Origin of the sequence: Nonomuraea rosea (assembly GCF_039539705.1) — a bacterium.
GTDB classification, from domain to species: domain Bacteria; phylum Actinomycetota; class Actinomycetes; order Streptosporangiales; family Streptosporangiaceae; genus Nonomuraea; species Nonomuraea rosea.
This window is the reverse complement of the sequence record NZ_BAABDQ010000045.1, coordinates 20,840-34,510: the sequence shown is the minus strand read 5'-3', so window position 1 is coordinate 34,510 and position 13,671 is coordinate 20,840. Positions and strand designations below refer to the sequence as shown.

Below are 13,671 nucleotides of genomic sequence, written 5' to 3'. Positions count from 1 at the left end.
TCCTACTAACCCACGGCCTCCAGCGGACCATAGAGGAACGACGTCGGCGGGCAACCACCCCGATTTTCAGCCCGGAACGGGCCTCCCGTCAGGGAGATCGGTTACTAACCCCCAATCGCCAACCTGCTCCCCACACCCACCTGCTTCAACGTCCCCGCCCGGCCTCTCACCCCCGGCCGGCAGGAGCTCGCGGTCGGTTGCGGCATGAGGTAGCACTGCAGCACCGGCCGCCACCGGTTGGCCCGGAGCTCCCGGAGCGCGGCCACCGCCAGGCAGTACTTGCTCACGCTCACCGGCCGCACCCCCAACCCACGCAGCACCTTGTCGACCATGGCCTTCCCATCCGCCGACTTCGACTCCAGCAGCACCAGATCACGCCGAGCGGGAGCGCTACGTTGCCCGTCATGACAGAGCAGCCCCGTGTCGCAGGTGAGCCGCGCGGCGCCGGACCGGTCGATGAGCGTCACCCGCTTGTAGTCGGTGGCCAGCACCGGCACGAGCAGGTCCGGCGCGATGAGGCGCAGCTCGCTCAGCAGGGTGTCCTGCACGAAGTCCAGCGCTTCCCGGGTCAGCGTCCGAGCCGGCGCATCGTCGTACGGGATGCGATGTTTGTCCGTGCTGCCTCGCGCCCCGCTGAGCTTGAGCTCAAGCCAACTGCCTCCCCCATCCAGGTACGTACGGGTGCGCAGCTTGAACCTGCGCCGCCGATCCTGTCGATGTTGATGGAAAGTGAGCAGGTCAGGAGTGTCGAAGTAGGTCGAGGTATAGCGAAACTGCCGCCGCTCCCCGATCTTCAACACCGCGAACCGATCCCCCAGCTCGGCCGCCAGCCGGGCCATGGTCGCGGCCGTCACGATGTATTTGCTGTCCACCCGGCTCATGAGCTCCGGCACGTCCTCCAGCCCCATCGGCGGCACCTCCGCGGCAACCCCGGCGAGCAACACATCCGCATCCAGCTCAGCCCTCACCACCACACCCCCAAGCCCCGCACTGCACCCGGCCCTCACCCCAGGTCGTCCGCACCGCCACCTGACTTTCATCGCACGTCCGAGCTGCCACCTGGCCCTCACCGCCCACCGTCCGAGCCACCATCCCTGCCATCACCGCACCCCCACGCGTGGATTCGGGACCACGTAGCGGACGTCCACCACAGTCACGTCCCGGACGTAATCCACCTGGGTGACCACGCAGTGCAGCACCCGCGCCCGCAACCGGCTCTCCAGATCCACCCGCAACATCGCCGGATCCGCATGCACGACGTCCAGGGTCACCACCTGATGCCGCGTCCGCCCGAGCAGCCCAGGATGATCGGCGACGTACATGACCACCAGCAGCACGCCGTTCAGCAGGAGCGACGTCAGCGGCCACGCTCCCGCGATGCCGTTGACCAGCCCCAGCACCAGCGCGACGAAGTAGTAGGCGATCTCCTCCTGAGTGATCTCGCTGGACCGGAGCCGGATGATCGACAGCACCCCGAACAACCCGAACCCGACCGCGATGTCCACCCGCTGCACCAGCAGCAGCGACACCACCGCGAAGATCCCCACGTTGAGCGCGATGTAGGCGAACAGCAGGTCGCGCCGATGATGCCGCCGATAGTAGAGCCCATACGCCAGCACGACGATCGCCACGAGATCCATCACCAGCCCGGCTACCACAATCGCCCCTTCCGTCACCCTCTCGATCTCTCGCTGACCATCCTGTAAGCGCGGCGTGAAGCGACCGTGAGCTGATGATTAGGCGACTCTCATCCGGTATCCCGTCCCCCGGACGGTCTCGATCCGCTCCGCCCCGATCTTGCGGCGCAGGTAGCGCACGTAGACGTCCACCACATTGGACCCCGGGTCGAAATCGAACCCCCACACATGGCTGAGCAGCTGTTCCCGCGTCAGCACCTGATCGGGATGCCGACAGAAGATCTCCGCCAGCGCGAACTCCCTGGTCGACAGATCCACCGCCCGGTCCCCCACGTAAGCCCGCCTGGCCCGCAGGTCGAGCGACAGGTCCGACACCCGCAGCACGGTCACCTCGGGCGCGCGGTCGGCCCGCAGCCGCAACCGCACCCTGGCCAGCAGCTCCTCGAAGGCGAAGGGTTTGGCGATGTAGTCGTCGGCCCCGCCCTCCAGCCCGGCCACCGTGTCGCTGACGCTGTCACGGGCGGTCAGGATGATCACAGGTATGGTCACCATGGACTCGCGCAGCCGCCGCAGCACGGTGAACCCGTCGGTCAGCGGCAGCCCGATATCCAGGATGAGCAGGTCGAACCCGCCGGCGCAGGCCAGGTCGTGGGCCGCCACCCCGTCTCCCGCCACGGCGGTGACGAAGCCGTTGGCCCGCAGCCCTTTCTCCACGAACGACGCGATCCTGGCCTCGTCCTCGGCGATCAGAATCCGGTTCACCGCACCTCCCACAGCTCCCACAGCGGGATAGACATGACAAAACAGGCCCCGCCGCCCGGAGCCTCGGTCACTTTCACATTGCCTCCATGCGCTTCTGCGATGGACCTGACGATGGCCAGCCCCAGGCCGGCCCCGTCATGGGTCCCGGTGCGGCCGGCGCCGCGGATGAAGCGCCCGAAGATCCGTTCGCGATCGGCGGGGGCCACGCCGGGGCCGCTGTCGCGTACCCACAGCTCGACCCATCCGTCGCGGACGGCGGAGCCGACGGCGATCAGGTCGTCGTCGGTGGTGTGGCGGACAGCGTTGGCCACGAGCTGCATGAGCGCCTGCGTGAGCCGCTGGCGGTCGGCGGGCACGCGGGCCTCGGCCACCTCGTCCACCCGCCACCGGCGCTCGCCGAGCGCGCGGGCCTTGGCGACCACGCTGACCGTGAGGTCGGCCAGCTCGACGTGGTCGAGCGCCAGGAACCCGGGCTGCTCGGCCTTGGCGAGGGTGAGGAGCTCGTCGACGATGCGGTTCATTCGGTCGAGCTCGTCGGTGACCAGGGCGAGGGTTTCCGCGCGGTCGGCGGGATCGTCGCCCATGAGCTCCAGGTGACCGCGGATGACGGTGATCGGGGTGCGCAGCTCGTGGCCGGCGTCGTCCATGAAGTGCCGTTGCACGACGAAGGCGTGCTCCAGCCGGTCGAGCATGTGGTTGAACGTCGCGGCCAGCGCAGCCACGTCGTCGTCGCCCGGCACGTCGAGCCTGCGGGTGAGATCGGTGGAGTCGCTGATCTGCTCCGCGGTCTGGCTGACCAGCCGGACCGGCGCCAGCACCCGCCCGGCCACGAACCATCCCGCCGCTCCCGCTAACGCCATCGCGGCCAGCGCGGACAGGCCGAGAGCCCGCACCGCGTCCACGATTTCCGCGCGGTGCTGGTCGTAGAGGATCGCCACGACGAAGTGGCCGGGGCGGCGATCGGCGGCCACGGTGACCGGGATGACCGCGTAGTGGACCGTTCCCTCGGCGGTCTCGACCTGGTCGCTCTGGGGCTTGGTGGCCGCGGCCATGCGCGCGACGAGCCGTTCGTCGGTGTCGAGGCGAACGGGGGGCGGGACTCCGTGGATCTTGCTGGCGTTGCCGTCGACGATGCTGAAGAAGGTCTCCCATCGGTCGGGCGCGTTGAGCGCCAGGTAACCCGCGAGCAGGTCTTCCACATCGGTGACCGGGTGTCCGGTCTTCGGGTCGAGCGCGGTCGGGGCGTAGCGCCGCAGCTTCTCGACCTCGTTGGTGAGCTCGAGATCTATCCGGCGGTCGAGGCGGGTCAGCAGGACGGTCCAGGTCGCGAAGATCGAGACCGCAAGCGCGAGGCCGACGACGGCGAGCATCCAGCCCACGATCCGGGCGCGGGCGCTCAGCCGCATGCGACCCCCCGATCAGTCGTCACCATCGTCGTCCCCACCGCCATCATCGTCGTCATCGCCGCCTCCGGGCCTCGGCGACGGCGGTTTGACCGGCTCTGCCTTGGTCTTGTGGGAGCTCGGCGGCACGCTCTTGTGCACCGGGGACGAGCCCGGCTCATCGCTCTCCGCGACCGGCTCGGGCTCCTCGCTCCTGCGCGGGGACGGCGAGTCTGACGCGCCCTCCCTGGGAGAAGCGGACGCGCCCTCCTCCAGCGAGGTGGACACGCCTTCCTTGGGGGACGACGAGACCACGACGGGCCCGCCCAGCTCGGGCCGCTCCTCGGCGGCCCGCACCAGCCCCATGGACATGAACCCGGCCGCCGCGACTCCGAGGGCCAGGAGGATCACCGCTCCCCGATGTTTCATGAGCTTGACCTTGACGCCTTTCGAGGAGACCACGCTGAAGCCCAGATGAGAAACCTCTCATCCGAGGAGAGCCCGTCGCAGTAGAATCATGTTCTGATACCGGCTGGTCGGTCTGGAGGGGCGCTCAATGAGGGTTCAGGACAAGGTTGTGGTCGTCACAGGCGGGGCCAGCGGGATCGGCCGGGCGCTGGCCCTCAGGTTCGCAGAAGAGGGCGCGGCGGGCGTGGTCGTCGCCGACCTCGACGAAGCCGGCGCCCAGGCCGTGGCCGAGGAGATCGGCGACCGCGCGACGGCCGTACAGGTGGATGTCTCATCGGAGCCGCAGGTCAGCGCCCTGGCGAACACCCCGTTCGGCCCGGTCGACCTGTTCTGCTCGAACGCGGGGATCATCGGCGGCCACGGCCTCGACGCCTCCGACCAGGAGTGGAGCAGCCTGTACGCGGTCAACGTCCTGGCCCACGTGTACGCCGCCCGCGCGGTCGTACCATCCATGATCGCCCGCGGCGGCGGCTACCTCCTCAACACCTGCTCGGCCGCCGGCCTGATCAGCTGCCCGGGCGACGCGCCGTACGCGGTGACGAAGGCGGCGGCGATCGCGTTCGCGGAGTGGGTGGCCATCCACTACGCCACCAAGGGCATCAAGGTCAGCGTCCTGTGCCCCCAGGGCGTCCGCACCGCGATGCTGGCGCACGGCATCCAGGAAGACCACGTCACGGCCAGAGCCGTCGCCGCCTCCGGAGCCATCCTCGACCCCGCCGACGTGGCCGCCACAGTCATCAAAGGCCTCGAAGCAGAGCGTTTCCACATCTTCCCCCACCCCGAGGTGGCGGAGTACGTACGTCGCAAAGCCGACGACCCGGACCGCTGGCTAGCCGGAATGTCGCAGTTCGTCGACACGCTGACGCAGGCCCGGTTCGCCACCCCCGCCGACAAGCCGTTGGAGGCCTGACCCGTGAGAACAGCAGCCCGCCGCGCCTGGCGCCGCCTGGAGCCCCTGCACGGAATGATCTATTTCGTCCCCGAAGCCACCCAGCGCTACGCCGAGCTGGGCCTGACCGGCAGATCCGGTTATTTCGCCTCCCGCAGCGCCCCCTTCGGCCGCGCCTCCGCCGACGTCGTGATCGCCACGTTCTACAACTTCTGCCCCGACCTCGTACGCCATTCGCTCGCCACCGCCTGGGACGTGACCACGCCGGCCCAAATCCTCCAGGCCCGCCAGGAAGCCGCCGGCGAGGCCCTGCGCAGAGGAGGCCTGCACGAGCTCCCCGACCTCGACGCCACCCTGACCCTGGCCCGCCGCGCCGCGGAAGCGGCCTGCGACCACCCCCAGGGCCGGCCTCTCTTCGCCGCCCACGCCTCGCTCCCCTGGCCCGACGGCGACCCGCTCCTGGAGCTCTGGCACGCGCAGACCCTGCTACGCGAGTTCAGGGGCGACGGCCACGTGGCCACCCTGCTCACGGAGGGCATCAGCGGCATCGAAGCCCTGGTGCTCCACGCGGCCAGCGGCGACGTCCCGACCGTGTTCCTCAAGATCAGCCGCGCCTGGCCGGAGGAGGACTGGGCCGCCGCCGAAGAACGCCTGCGCACCCGCGGCCTCCTCGACGGCGACACTCTGACCCCGGAGGGCAAGGCCCTGCGCCAGCACATCGAGGACCGTACGGACACGCTGGCGATGCCCGCGTACGAGGTGCTGGGCGAGGACGGCTGCGAACGCCTCGCCGAGCTGGCCCGCCCCTTCGGCCGCCGAGTCGTCGACGCGGGCCTGCTCAACCTGAGCTGACCAGCCCCTACGCGAGATCGCGCAGGGCTCCGATCGCCGCGAGCACCTCGTCCCGGTTGGCGGCTGCCTTCATCCACGCGGGCAGCCGCTCCAGGAGGGTCTGCGACCCCGGGCTCTCGGGCCGCTCACGCAGCCGCGCCCGCACGTACGCCTCCAGCAGCTCCAGATGGGCGAGGTTGTACGCCCACAGCACCCGGCCACAGCAGGCTCCCCGCAACCACAGCGGCCGGCCGAAATAGGGATCGTCCGGACCGCCGAGCTCCGGCACCACCAGCACACCACGCCCGGCGAAGTAGGCGTCCCCCGCACCGGTGCGCCACGGCCGGGGCGTCCATTCGGCGACGTACGAGCACCCGGCGCAGGTCAGCCGGTGCGGCGCCGTCAGCCAGCCGACGGCGTAGGCGTGCCCGTCACGATGCTCAGGGTGTACGGCCACCAGGGCCCGGCCGTCGCACCGCGGACACCGGACCAGGATCTCCTTGGCGAAATGCCACAGCCGCACACCCGGATCCCGGAACCTGTCCGCCCGCTCCATGGCTCGCGGCGTCAGAGCTTGGAGAGGTAGTACATGTTGCCGCCCGGCTGGAGGATCTTGGACAGGGCGGAGGCGCTGATGGTGTGGGCGCCGCCGGTCGGCTTCCAGGGGTCGTAGACGGTGATGGTGCCCGCCGTCTTGTCATACCCGTAGGCGATGATCGCGTGGCCCACCTTGGTGCCCTTGATCTTGCCCTTGTTCCAGGGCAGCTGCTCCATCCACACCGCGAGCACGGGCGCCCGGTGCAGGTCGCCGATGTTCCCCGAGACGCGGTTCATGAGCACGAGGGCGTTGCCCTTGGCGTCGGTCGGGCTCGTGTACTTGAAGCCGCGCGACTTGACGTAGGCGTTGATCACCGGCAGGGCGTTCGAGCCCTTGGTGCCGCCGGAGGCGGTCGTCTTCATCTTCTTGGCGAGGGTCGACTGGCTGACGCTGATGCCGAAGGTCGACAGGCTCATCGAGGACGAGGCCGGCACGCAGAAGTAGTTCGTCTGCTGCCGCTGGCCCTTGAGGCTGAGCTTGTACTTCAGGGGCGTGAACAGGCCCTTGGGTGTCGCCGTGGCGGTGGAGGTCGGAGACGGGGACGGAGCCGGGGTGGGGGACGCGTGGGCCGGAGCGGCGAAGCCCAGGGCGCCCACGGTCACGGCCACGGCGATGCCGGTCCTCGTTCTACGGTTCTTCACGCGATCACTCCACCCATTGACTGACAATGGTCAAGAACCGTAGTAGGTCAGTCAAGAGTGTGCAAACAGTGGCTTATGGTGACGGCCTGCCATAAGGGACGTTATGTAACCTCCGCTCCCCGCTCGAGAGCCGACAGCAGTACCCCGTGAATGAGGCTCTTGACCCTCACGTGGCGTCAGGCGGCATAGTCGGTGCCGTGGAGGATCACTGGACCGTGGGGCACGTGGCCGAGCTGGCCGGCGTGAGCGTCCGCACGCTGCACCACTATGACGAGATCGGGCTCGTCCGGCCGTCGGCACGGACTACGGCCGGATACCGGGCCTATTCGGCGGGCGACGTGGAGCGGCTGCGGGAGGTGCTGGCCTATCGGCGGCTGGGCTTCGGGCTGCGGGAGGTCGCCGAACTGGTCGGCGACCCGTCCACTGACGCGGTCGCGCACCTGCGCCGGCTGCGCGGCCTGCTGCTGGAGCGGCGTGATCGCGCCGACGCCATGGTGGCGGCCATCGACAGGGAACTCAAGGCACGGGCGAAGGGACTGAAGGTGACACCGGAGGAGCAACTGGAGATGCTCGGCGCACGGCTGTACGACGCGATCGGCACCGCCTACCCCGCGACACGGCGTACCGAGCCGCGGATCGCCGCGCAGATCTGGGACGCTCTAGGGGACGCGCGGACGGTGCTGAACGTCGGGGCCGGCACCGGCTCCTACGAGCCTGCCGATCGCCATGTGACCGCGGTGGAGCCGTCGGCGGTCATGCGGGGGCAGCGGCCTGCCGGTTCGGCGCCGTGCGTAGCCGCCGCCGCGGAGAGCCTGCCGTTCGAGGACCGGTCCTTCGACGTCGCGATGGCCGTCTCCACCGTTCACCATTGGGGCGACCCGATAGCCGGGCTGCGCGAGATGCGGCGCGTGGCGCACCGCGTGGTGGTGCTGACGTTCGACACCGACGAGCCCGGGTGGCAGGACCGGTTCTGGCTCACCCGCGACTATCTGCCCGAGTTCGCCGCTGTTCTGGCGGAATTTCCCTCGCTTGCCGGGATGGCCGACGCGATCGGCGCCCGCGCCGAGCCGGTGCCCATCCCGTGGAACTGCGCTGACGGCCTGTTCGAGGCGTACTGGCGCCGGTCGGCGGCGTACCTGGAGGATCCCGTGCGCCGTGCGATGTCGGTGTGGACGAGGGTCGGGCCGGAGGCCGAGCAGCGGGCGGTGCGAAGCCTCAGCGACGACCTCGACTCCGGGCGGTGGGCTGAGCGCAACGGCGACCTCGCCGACCTCGACGCGGCAGATCTCGGCCTCCGCCTGCTCATAGCCTGAACCGCGCCATGGCAGCTCCTGGACGGACCCGCCTAGGATCTGGCCCATGCTGCTTGAGCATCGTGGCCAAAGACCGGTGGTACCCGATTCCGCGTACGTCGCCCCCACGGCCGTCCTGTGCGGCGCCGTCATCCTGGGCGAACGGGCCCGCATCCTGCACGGCGCCGTACTCACCGCCGAGGACGGCGAGGTCCGTACGGGCGCGGACGTCGTGGTGATGGAGAACGCGCTCGTACGCGGAAGAGCCTCCCACCCCGCGATCCTCGGCGACGCGGTGTTGATCGGCCCGCACGCGCACGTCAACGGGGCGGTCGTGGAGGACGAGGTGTTCGTCGCGACAGGAGCCTCGATCTTCCCAGGCGCGGTGGTCGGCACCCGGTCCGAGCTGCGGATCAACAGCGTCCTGCACGCCAACTCACGACTCGCCCCCGACACGGTCGTACCGATCGGCTGGATCGCGGCCGGCGACCCGGCGGAGCTGTTCTCGCCGGACCGGCACGCCGAGCTGTGGGAGAAGCAGCAAGACCTCGACTTCCCCGGCACCGTCTACGGCGTGCCGCGCGGCACCCCGATGCGCACCATCATGTCCCGTCAGACCGACTTCTACGGCGCCCACCAGGGTGATCGGCTGCTCGACGAGGGCGGCCTCAGCGGATGACGCGGCAGACCAGAGAGTCCGACGCCCCTCTCACCGCGGCCATGACGACGTCCGTGGTGAGGTATTTGCAGGCCAGGTACGGGTCACCGGATCCGGCGTACTGCAGCGCCCCGCCCATGCCGCCGCTGTAGCAGCGCAGGCCGCCGGCCTCGTAGAAGCCGATCCACGAGGACGAGCTGACCTTGGCGTGACAGTAGTCGCCTATGGAGGACGGCCCGAACGGGACGTCCACGACGGCCGCCTGGGCGGGGAGGGCGATGGCGATGAGGGCGGCTGAGGCGATCGAGAGCAGGGTGAGGCCGCGACGAAGCATGGAGACTCCATGAGATTGGGGGGTGGGGCACTCATCTCGGAGTATCTATTAGGAAACTTTCCTATGCAATAGATCTCAAGCCCTGCCTGGAAGGACCTACCCGACGAACCCTTCAAGCAGAAGACCCCAGGGCCGTTCCGCGCGGACGCCCGCGAACCAGTCCGTTTCGCTCACCTCGACCCCGCCTGCCGCACGGACTGTGCGCCGGATGAACATGCGCCCACCAGCCCGGCAGAGCGCGTAGACGACTCGCTCGCATTCACAGGTATGACTCCGCACCCGTACGCGCTGGGCCCGGGGATCCGCCGACCTCCAGTCGAGAGGCTCGTACCCGTCTTTGAGCGGCGCGGCATGAAGGCCATGCCAGTTGTCGTCAGCCACAGCACACTCCACTCGCCAGAATCGCTGCAGACGACGGAGCATGAGCGGTCTCCGTCCCGAACCCCCAGCACTCTCCGCAGACCGACATCCACGATGGGGCACTACTCGGCTGCCCAGGCCGAGCTGGATCGCCAACGCCCCACGTGAGATCAGCCCAGACCACACGACCCCGCTCGTCTCCTGCGACGCCCAGCCGGGCGGAAAGCGCCGCCACAATGGCGAGCCCTCGGCCACCCTCGGCCATCTCCTCTTGGCACGATGGGCGCACGACCGGCTCGCCTGGCCCTCCTGCATCCTTCACCGCGATTCGAGCACGGGCCCTGAGCAGCCAGATGCCAACCGTGAAGACACCTCCGAAGGACTTCGTGTGCGTGATCGCATTGGCGGCCAGTTCGACCATGCAGGAGATTACGTCGTCTCGAATCGGACAATTCTCCAGCAACGTGCCGACCCGTCGGCGAACTTCCCGAAGCTGACTTGGCTCGCCGGGAAAGCCGCAGCACCATGCCATGTCGTTCATTGGTCACGCTCCTGTCGCCCGTGGCACCACGCCACTCCCGCAGACCGATCGACTACTCCCCGTGTTCATGCTGATACTGACACGCCGTGCAACGCTTGCATAGCGAAACATTGCAATTAGTCGGAAGCTCTCGCTCACCCGGCGTCTGGGGGTCACCACCTGCCAAGATGAGGGCCATGGCTGCGAAGCGTGGCGCGACGCTACGATCTCAATGGCTCGGCAAGCATTTGCGGGAGCTTCGCGAGACCGCTGGACTCACGCTGAAGGAAGCCGGCGAGTATCTACAGCGCGACGCCTCCACGGTCAGCCGCTTCGAGGCAGGGCTGTATCCCGCCCGCACATCTGACGTCGTCGCCCTGCTCGACCTGTACGGCATCGCGGACATGCACCGGCGGGAAGGCCTGATCCGCCTCAGCCGCGAAGTGTGGCAAAGCGGCTGGTGGGACGCCTACTCGGACGACATGCCGCTCGGCATCGTGCATTACGCCTGGCTAGAGGCCCGCGCCGAGAAGATCAGCTCATTCGACGCCATGGTGATCCCCGGCCTGCTGCAAACTCGCGACTACCTCGAAGCCGTGATCCGAGCCGAGGACACGGAAGCCCCCGAGGAGCAGATCACCCGCTGGATCGAATTCCGTCTCGAACGCCAGAAGCTGCTCTCCACTGACGCGCCCGACTTCTCCATGGTCCTCGATGAGTACGCACTACGCCGCATGGTCGGCGGCCCAGAGACCATGAGACATCAGCTGGCCCAGCTCACGAAGCATGCTTCGCAGCCGAACATCGAGATCCGGGTCCTCCCGTTCAGCGCCGGCGCCCACGCCAGCCCCGACGGCTCCTTCCGCATCTTCGAGCTACCCGAGCCCTACGCGGCTGTCGCCTACGCCCCCACCCCCGCGGGAGCGATCTACGCGGAAGGCGAGGCGGCCACGAAGCTTAAGATGAAATATGACCGCATTCGCCACGATGCCCTGAACGTTGAGGACTCCCTGGAACTGATCGCGGCGATCGCGGAGCAGACCCGCCTCCCCTAAGGAACGGAGTCATCCTCACCATGTCCGCTCCAGAAGTGTCCTGGCACATCAGCAGCTACAGCGCCGACGGCGGCGGCACCTGCGTGGAGGCCGGCCCCCTCAACGACGGAACGGATCGAGTGGCGGTCCGGCACAGCAGATCGCCGGGCGATCTGATCGTCTACTCCAAGGCGGAGTGGCAGGCATTCCTGGCCGGCGTACGTGGGGGCGAGTTCGACTTCTTCGGCTAAAACCCACCCCAGCCCTACCTCACCGGTCCGCCTGCCCCGGGGTCAGCCTGCTCTCGCCCCTGTGCTTCCTCGCGGAATCAGAGTGTTATGCAGTGCGACTTGTACCCATATGGTCGATTGATACCTTTTATTGTCATATAAGGGCCATTTGAGTCGTGTGCCCAAATCGGGCAATTTCCTCAAGACTCAGCTACATTCGCCCTGTGATCAACGAACCGCTCCCGGGCATGGCCACACCCGATTCGGAGTTGGACGCAATCCGTACGTGCCTGACAAGCCTCGATCCCACAGGCGAGCGGATGGCCAGCGCCATCCGCCGGACCTTCGACATGCTCCTGGATGGTCAGCACACGGGCCGCTTCCGCTGGGAGCAGCTACACAAGACCGAGAAAACCCACTGCGGAACGTTGATTGAGATCAACCTTCAACGTGAGTTCAACTTCGCCGATGGCGCGCTACTCGACTACTCGATCGCCGGCGTCGAGGTGGATTGCAAGTACTCACAACGCGAGGCCGACTGGATGATCCCGCCCGAGGCCCTGGACGGCGTCCTCCTGGGCTTATGGGCGGATGATCAGGCCGGCTGCTGGAGCGCCGGTCTCGTCCGAGCCACGCACGCGAGCCTCAATCCTGGTGCGAATAGGGATGCCAAGCGTACCTTGAGCAGGTATGGCCGTTCGGAGATCCGCTGGTTGTTCCGACGTGCCCCGCTAGCGGAGAATGTCCTCCTTCGCCTTTCAGCAGCAACCATCGATGCGATCTTCCAATCCAGAAGCGGGCAGCAACGCGTCAACGAGTTATTCCGGCGCGTCCAACGCCGCCGCATCAGCCGCACGGTCATCGCAACGGTCGCTCAGCAGGAGGACTACATGGCCCGCGTCCGCGGCAGCAAGAACGGCGCCCGGATGCACTTACAGCCAGAGGGAATAGTAATCTTCGGCCAGTACCGAAGCCATGTCCAGGCTGCGGTGGCTCTCGGGCTACCGGCACCAGGGCCCGGCGAGTTCGTGAGCGTACGGTTGGCGCGCCCTCGCCATCACCACGGCGACGCGCTCCACGTCGTTCTCGGCAGCGAAGAGTGGGTGATCGCCGAAGCCAGCGACCCCGTGGAGCCAGCTCCCCTGCTTCCGAACATCTGATCTCTGTGAAACCGCGAGCCGCCAGCATCCTCAACTACCACTCTCGGAGCAACGTTGGATAGCCTGCCACGATGCGGGTCAGGAATCACATCGGAGTGCTCGCCGCCTCGACGGCGGGCGATCTACCGCTGAGCGCCCTTCTTGGCCGTTCGAGGGACGCAGCCGGGCCCCGAACGGAACTGCCAGGGCTGCGCGAACTGCCTAGTTCACGTGATTCGAGTGATGAGATCGTTGCCCAGCCAGGGACCGACAGCCATCTAGTGCCAGCATGACGCTGGACACGCTTACGGGTCGAGCCTCCGCAATCGCTCTTTATCAATGGAATCATGCGCAACTCTGCCGCGTGGCCCTAAGGCTTGCTATGGTCGCTCGTGTGTTCGGATTGAGGATCAAGAGCTACGACCACCGCCTTGACCGCGGCTTCCAGCGACTCATGCTCCCACAACCGGACAACACTCCAGCCGGACTTCTCAAGCGCCGCGTTCACAGTCCGATCGCGTTCGATATTCCGGCGCAGCTTGGGCGTCCAATACCACTCGTTTGTTGTCGGCTGCCGACCATGTTGCGGGCAAACGTGCCAGAAGCAACCGTCGACAAAGACGGCGAGCTTGCGGGCGGTGAACACAATATCTGGCCGGACCTTAATACCGCCAAGGTCAAGCCTGAAGTCCTTACGGTAGCGATAGCCGAGCCGATGCAGGGCGCTGCGGAGCACCACCTCCGGCTTGGTGTTCGACCTGCGGTTCGCCTGCATGTTCCGCGAGCGCCCCTCGTTGAGGGGCGCAGGGTAAAGCCCACGCTCGTGGGCCTGCCTGCGCGCCTGGTCTCTCTCTTCTGCTCCCATGATTCGCCCAATTCTCCCTCGGCACAACACT

Annotated in this window: 17 protein-coding genes; 7 read left to right on the top strand and 10 right to left on the bottom strand. The window is 67.7% G+C overall.

The genetic code is table 11. From position 1 onward, the window contains the following. Window positions 1-104 precede the first annotated feature (104 nt). The 5 genes from ABEA43_RS55855 to ABEA43_RS55835 all read right to left on the bottom strand — a co-directional run bounded on the left by ABEA43_RS55855 (window position 105) and on the right by ABEA43_RS55835 (window position 4,210). Window positions 105-968, bottom strand: coding sequence for a polyphosphate polymerase domain-containing protein (locus ABEA43_RS55855; RefSeq protein WP_345575425.1), 864 nt, complete (start codon window positions 966-968; stop codon window positions 105-107). Window positions 969-1,100: 132 nt separating this feature from the next. After that, the gene (locus ABEA43_RS55850; protein ID WP_345575595.1) at window positions 1,101-1,640 is read right to left on the bottom strand and encodes a DUF4956 domain-containing protein; all 540 of its coding nucleotides are present in this window, start codon (window positions 1,638-1,640) and stop codon (window positions 1,101-1,103) included. 96 nt (window positions 1,641-1,736) lie between these two features. Further along, on the bottom strand, window positions 1,737-2,399 hold the full coding sequence (locus ABEA43_RS55845) for a response regulator transcription factor (protein WP_138698521.1): 663 nt from the start codon (window positions 2,397-2,399) through the stop codon (window positions 1,737-1,739). After that, window positions 2,396-3,805, bottom strand: coding sequence for a sensor histidine kinase (locus tag ABEA43_RS55840; RefSeq protein ID WP_345575422.1), 1,410 nt, complete (start codon window positions 3,803-3,805; stop codon window positions 2,396-2,398). Before ABEA43_RS55840 ends, ABEA43_RS55845 begins: the two co-directional genes overlap by 4 nt. Window positions 3,806-3,817: 12 nt before the next feature. Continuing rightward, window positions 3,818-4,210 (bottom strand): hypothetical protein, encoded by a 393-nt coding sequence (locus ABEA43_RS55835; protein ID WP_345575420.1) that lies wholly within the window; start codon window positions 4,208-4,210, stop codon window positions 3,818-3,820. Window positions 4,211-4,337: 127 nt separating this feature from the next. Between ABEA43_RS55835 and ABEA43_RS55830 the strand changes: the two genes are divergently transcribed. Both ABEA43_RS55830 and ABEA43_RS55825 read left to right on the top strand, forming a co-directional pair. Further along, complete coding sequence (locus tag ABEA43_RS55830; RefSeq protein WP_345575418.1) at window positions 4,338-5,159, top strand: SDR family oxidoreductase; 822 nt, start codon at window positions 4,338-4,340, stop codon at window positions 5,157-5,159. Window positions 5,160-5,162: 3 nt separating this feature from the next. Continuing rightward, the gene (locus tag ABEA43_RS55825; RefSeq protein WP_345575416.1) at window positions 5,163-5,990 is read left to right on the top strand and encodes an SCO6745 family protein; all 828 of its coding nucleotides are present in this window, start codon (window positions 5,163-5,165) and stop codon (window positions 5,988-5,990) included. Between the two features lie 7 nt (window positions 5,991-5,997). Here the strand turns inward: ABEA43_RS55825 and ABEA43_RS55820 are convergent, their stop codons facing one another. Then, window positions 5,998-6,492, bottom strand: coding sequence for a hypothetical protein (locus tag ABEA43_RS55820; protein WP_345575414.1), 495 nt, complete (start codon window positions 6,490-6,492; stop codon window positions 5,998-6,000). A 44-nt stretch (window positions 6,493-6,536) separates the two neighbouring features. After that, on the bottom strand, window positions 6,537-7,208 hold the full coding sequence (locus ABEA43_RS55815) for a C39 family peptidase (protein WP_345575412.1): 672 nt from the start codon (window positions 7,206-7,208) through the stop codon (window positions 6,537-6,539). A 197-nt stretch (window positions 7,209-7,405) separates the two neighbouring features. On the opposite strand from ABEA43_RS55815, the gene ABEA43_RS55810 reads away from it, so the two are divergent. After that, window positions 7,406-8,521 (top strand): MerR family transcriptional regulator, encoded by a 1,116-nt coding sequence (locus tag ABEA43_RS55810; protein ID WP_345575410.1) that lies wholly within the window; start codon window positions 7,406-7,408, stop codon window positions 8,519-8,521. 46 nt (window positions 8,522-8,567) lie between these two features. Beyond that, a complete protein-coding gene (locus ABEA43_RS55805; RefSeq protein ID WP_345575408.1) occupies window positions 8,568-9,179 on the top strand; it encodes a gamma carbonic anhydrase family protein in 612 nt (203 codons plus the stop codon). On the opposite strand, the gene ABEA43_RS55800 is transcribed toward ABEA43_RS55805, so the two are convergent. Both ABEA43_RS55800 and ABEA43_RS68430 read right to left on the bottom strand, forming a co-directional pair. Continuing rightward, window positions 9,169-9,492: a hypothetical protein gene (locus ABEA43_RS55800; protein WP_345575406.1), complete on the bottom strand. Its 324-nt coding sequence runs from the start codon at window positions 9,490-9,492 to the stop codon at window positions 9,169-9,171. The two genes, ABEA43_RS55805 and ABEA43_RS55800, sit on opposite strands and share 11 nt — an antisense overlap. A gap of 373 nt (window positions 9,493-9,865) precedes the next feature. Beyond that, entirely contained in the window at window positions 9,866-10,384 is a 519-nt protein-coding gene (locus ABEA43_RS68430) for an ATP-binding protein (protein WP_425570624.1), read from the bottom strand. Between the two features lie 185 nt (window positions 10,385-10,569). Here ABEA43_RS68430 and ABEA43_RS55795 point away from each other — a divergent pair, with 185 nt between their 5' ends. From ABEA43_RS55795 to ABEA43_RS55785, 3 genes are all read left to right on the top strand, one after another. Then, window positions 10,570-11,427: a helix-turn-helix domain-containing protein gene (locus ABEA43_RS55795; protein WP_345575404.1), complete on the top strand. Its 858-nt coding sequence runs from the start codon at window positions 10,570-10,572 to the stop codon at window positions 11,425-11,427. Between the two features lie 20 nt (window positions 11,428-11,447). Continuing rightward, window positions 11,448-11,657: a DUF397 domain-containing protein gene (locus tag ABEA43_RS55790; protein ID WP_345575402.1), complete on the top strand. Its 210-nt coding sequence runs from the start codon at window positions 11,448-11,450 to the stop codon at window positions 11,655-11,657. Between the two features lie 203 nt (window positions 11,658-11,860). Next, a complete protein-coding gene (locus ABEA43_RS55785) occupies window positions 11,861-12,796 on the top strand; it encodes a NaeI family type II restriction endonuclease (protein ID WP_345575400.1) in 936 nt (311 codons plus the stop codon). Window positions 12,797-13,145: 349 nt separating this feature from the next. On the opposite strand, the gene ABEA43_RS55780 is transcribed toward ABEA43_RS55785, so the two are convergent. Then, complete coding sequence (locus ABEA43_RS55780; protein WP_345575396.1) at window positions 13,146-13,640, bottom strand: very short patch repair endonuclease; 495 nt, start codon at window positions 13,638-13,640, stop codon at window positions 13,146-13,148. Window positions 13,641-13,671: the final 31 nt, after the last annotated feature.

Excerpts from the sequence above, each read along its gene's own strand:
- ABEA43_RS55850 (WP_345575595.1), bottom strand. The coding sequence starts at position 1,640 with ATGGATCTCGTGGCGATCGTCGTGCTGGCGTATGGGCTCTACTATCGG.
- ABEA43_RS55840 (WP_345575422.1), bottom strand. The coding sequence starts at position 3,805 with ATGCGGCTGAGCGCCCGCGCCCGGATCGTGGGCTGGATGCTCGCCGTC.
- ABEA43_RS55835 (WP_345575420.1), bottom strand. The coding sequence starts at position 4,210 with ATGAAACATCGGGGAGCGGTGATCCTCCTGGCCCTCGGAGTCGCGGCG.
- ABEA43_RS55830 (WP_345575418.1), top strand. The coding sequence starts at position 4,338 with ATGAGGGTTCAGGACAAGGTTGTGGTCGTCACAGGCGGGGCCAGCGGG.
- ABEA43_RS55805 (WP_345575408.1), top strand. The coding sequence starts at position 8,568 with ATGCTGCTTGAGCATCGTGGCCAAAGACCGGTGGTACCCGATTCCGCG.
- ABEA43_RS55800 (WP_345575406.1), bottom strand. The coding sequence starts at position 9,492 with ATGCTTCGTCGCGGCCTCACCCTGCTCTCGATCGCCTCAGCCGCCCTC.
- ABEA43_RS68430 (WP_425570624.1), bottom strand. The coding sequence starts at position 10,384 with ATGGCATGGTGCTGCGGCTTTCCCGGCGAGCCAAGTCAGCTTCGGGAA.
- ABEA43_RS55795 (WP_345575404.1), top strand. The coding sequence starts at position 10,570 with ATGGCTGCGAAGCGTGGCGCGACGCTACGATCTCAATGGCTCGGCAAG.
- ABEA43_RS55790 (WP_345575402.1), top strand. The coding sequence starts at position 11,448 with ATGTCCGCTCCAGAAGTGTCCTGGCACATCAGCAGCTACAGCGCCGAC.
- ABEA43_RS55780 (WP_345575396.1), bottom strand. The coding sequence starts at position 13,640 with ATGGGAGCAGAAGAGAGAGACCAGGCGCGCAGGCAGGCCCACGAGCGT.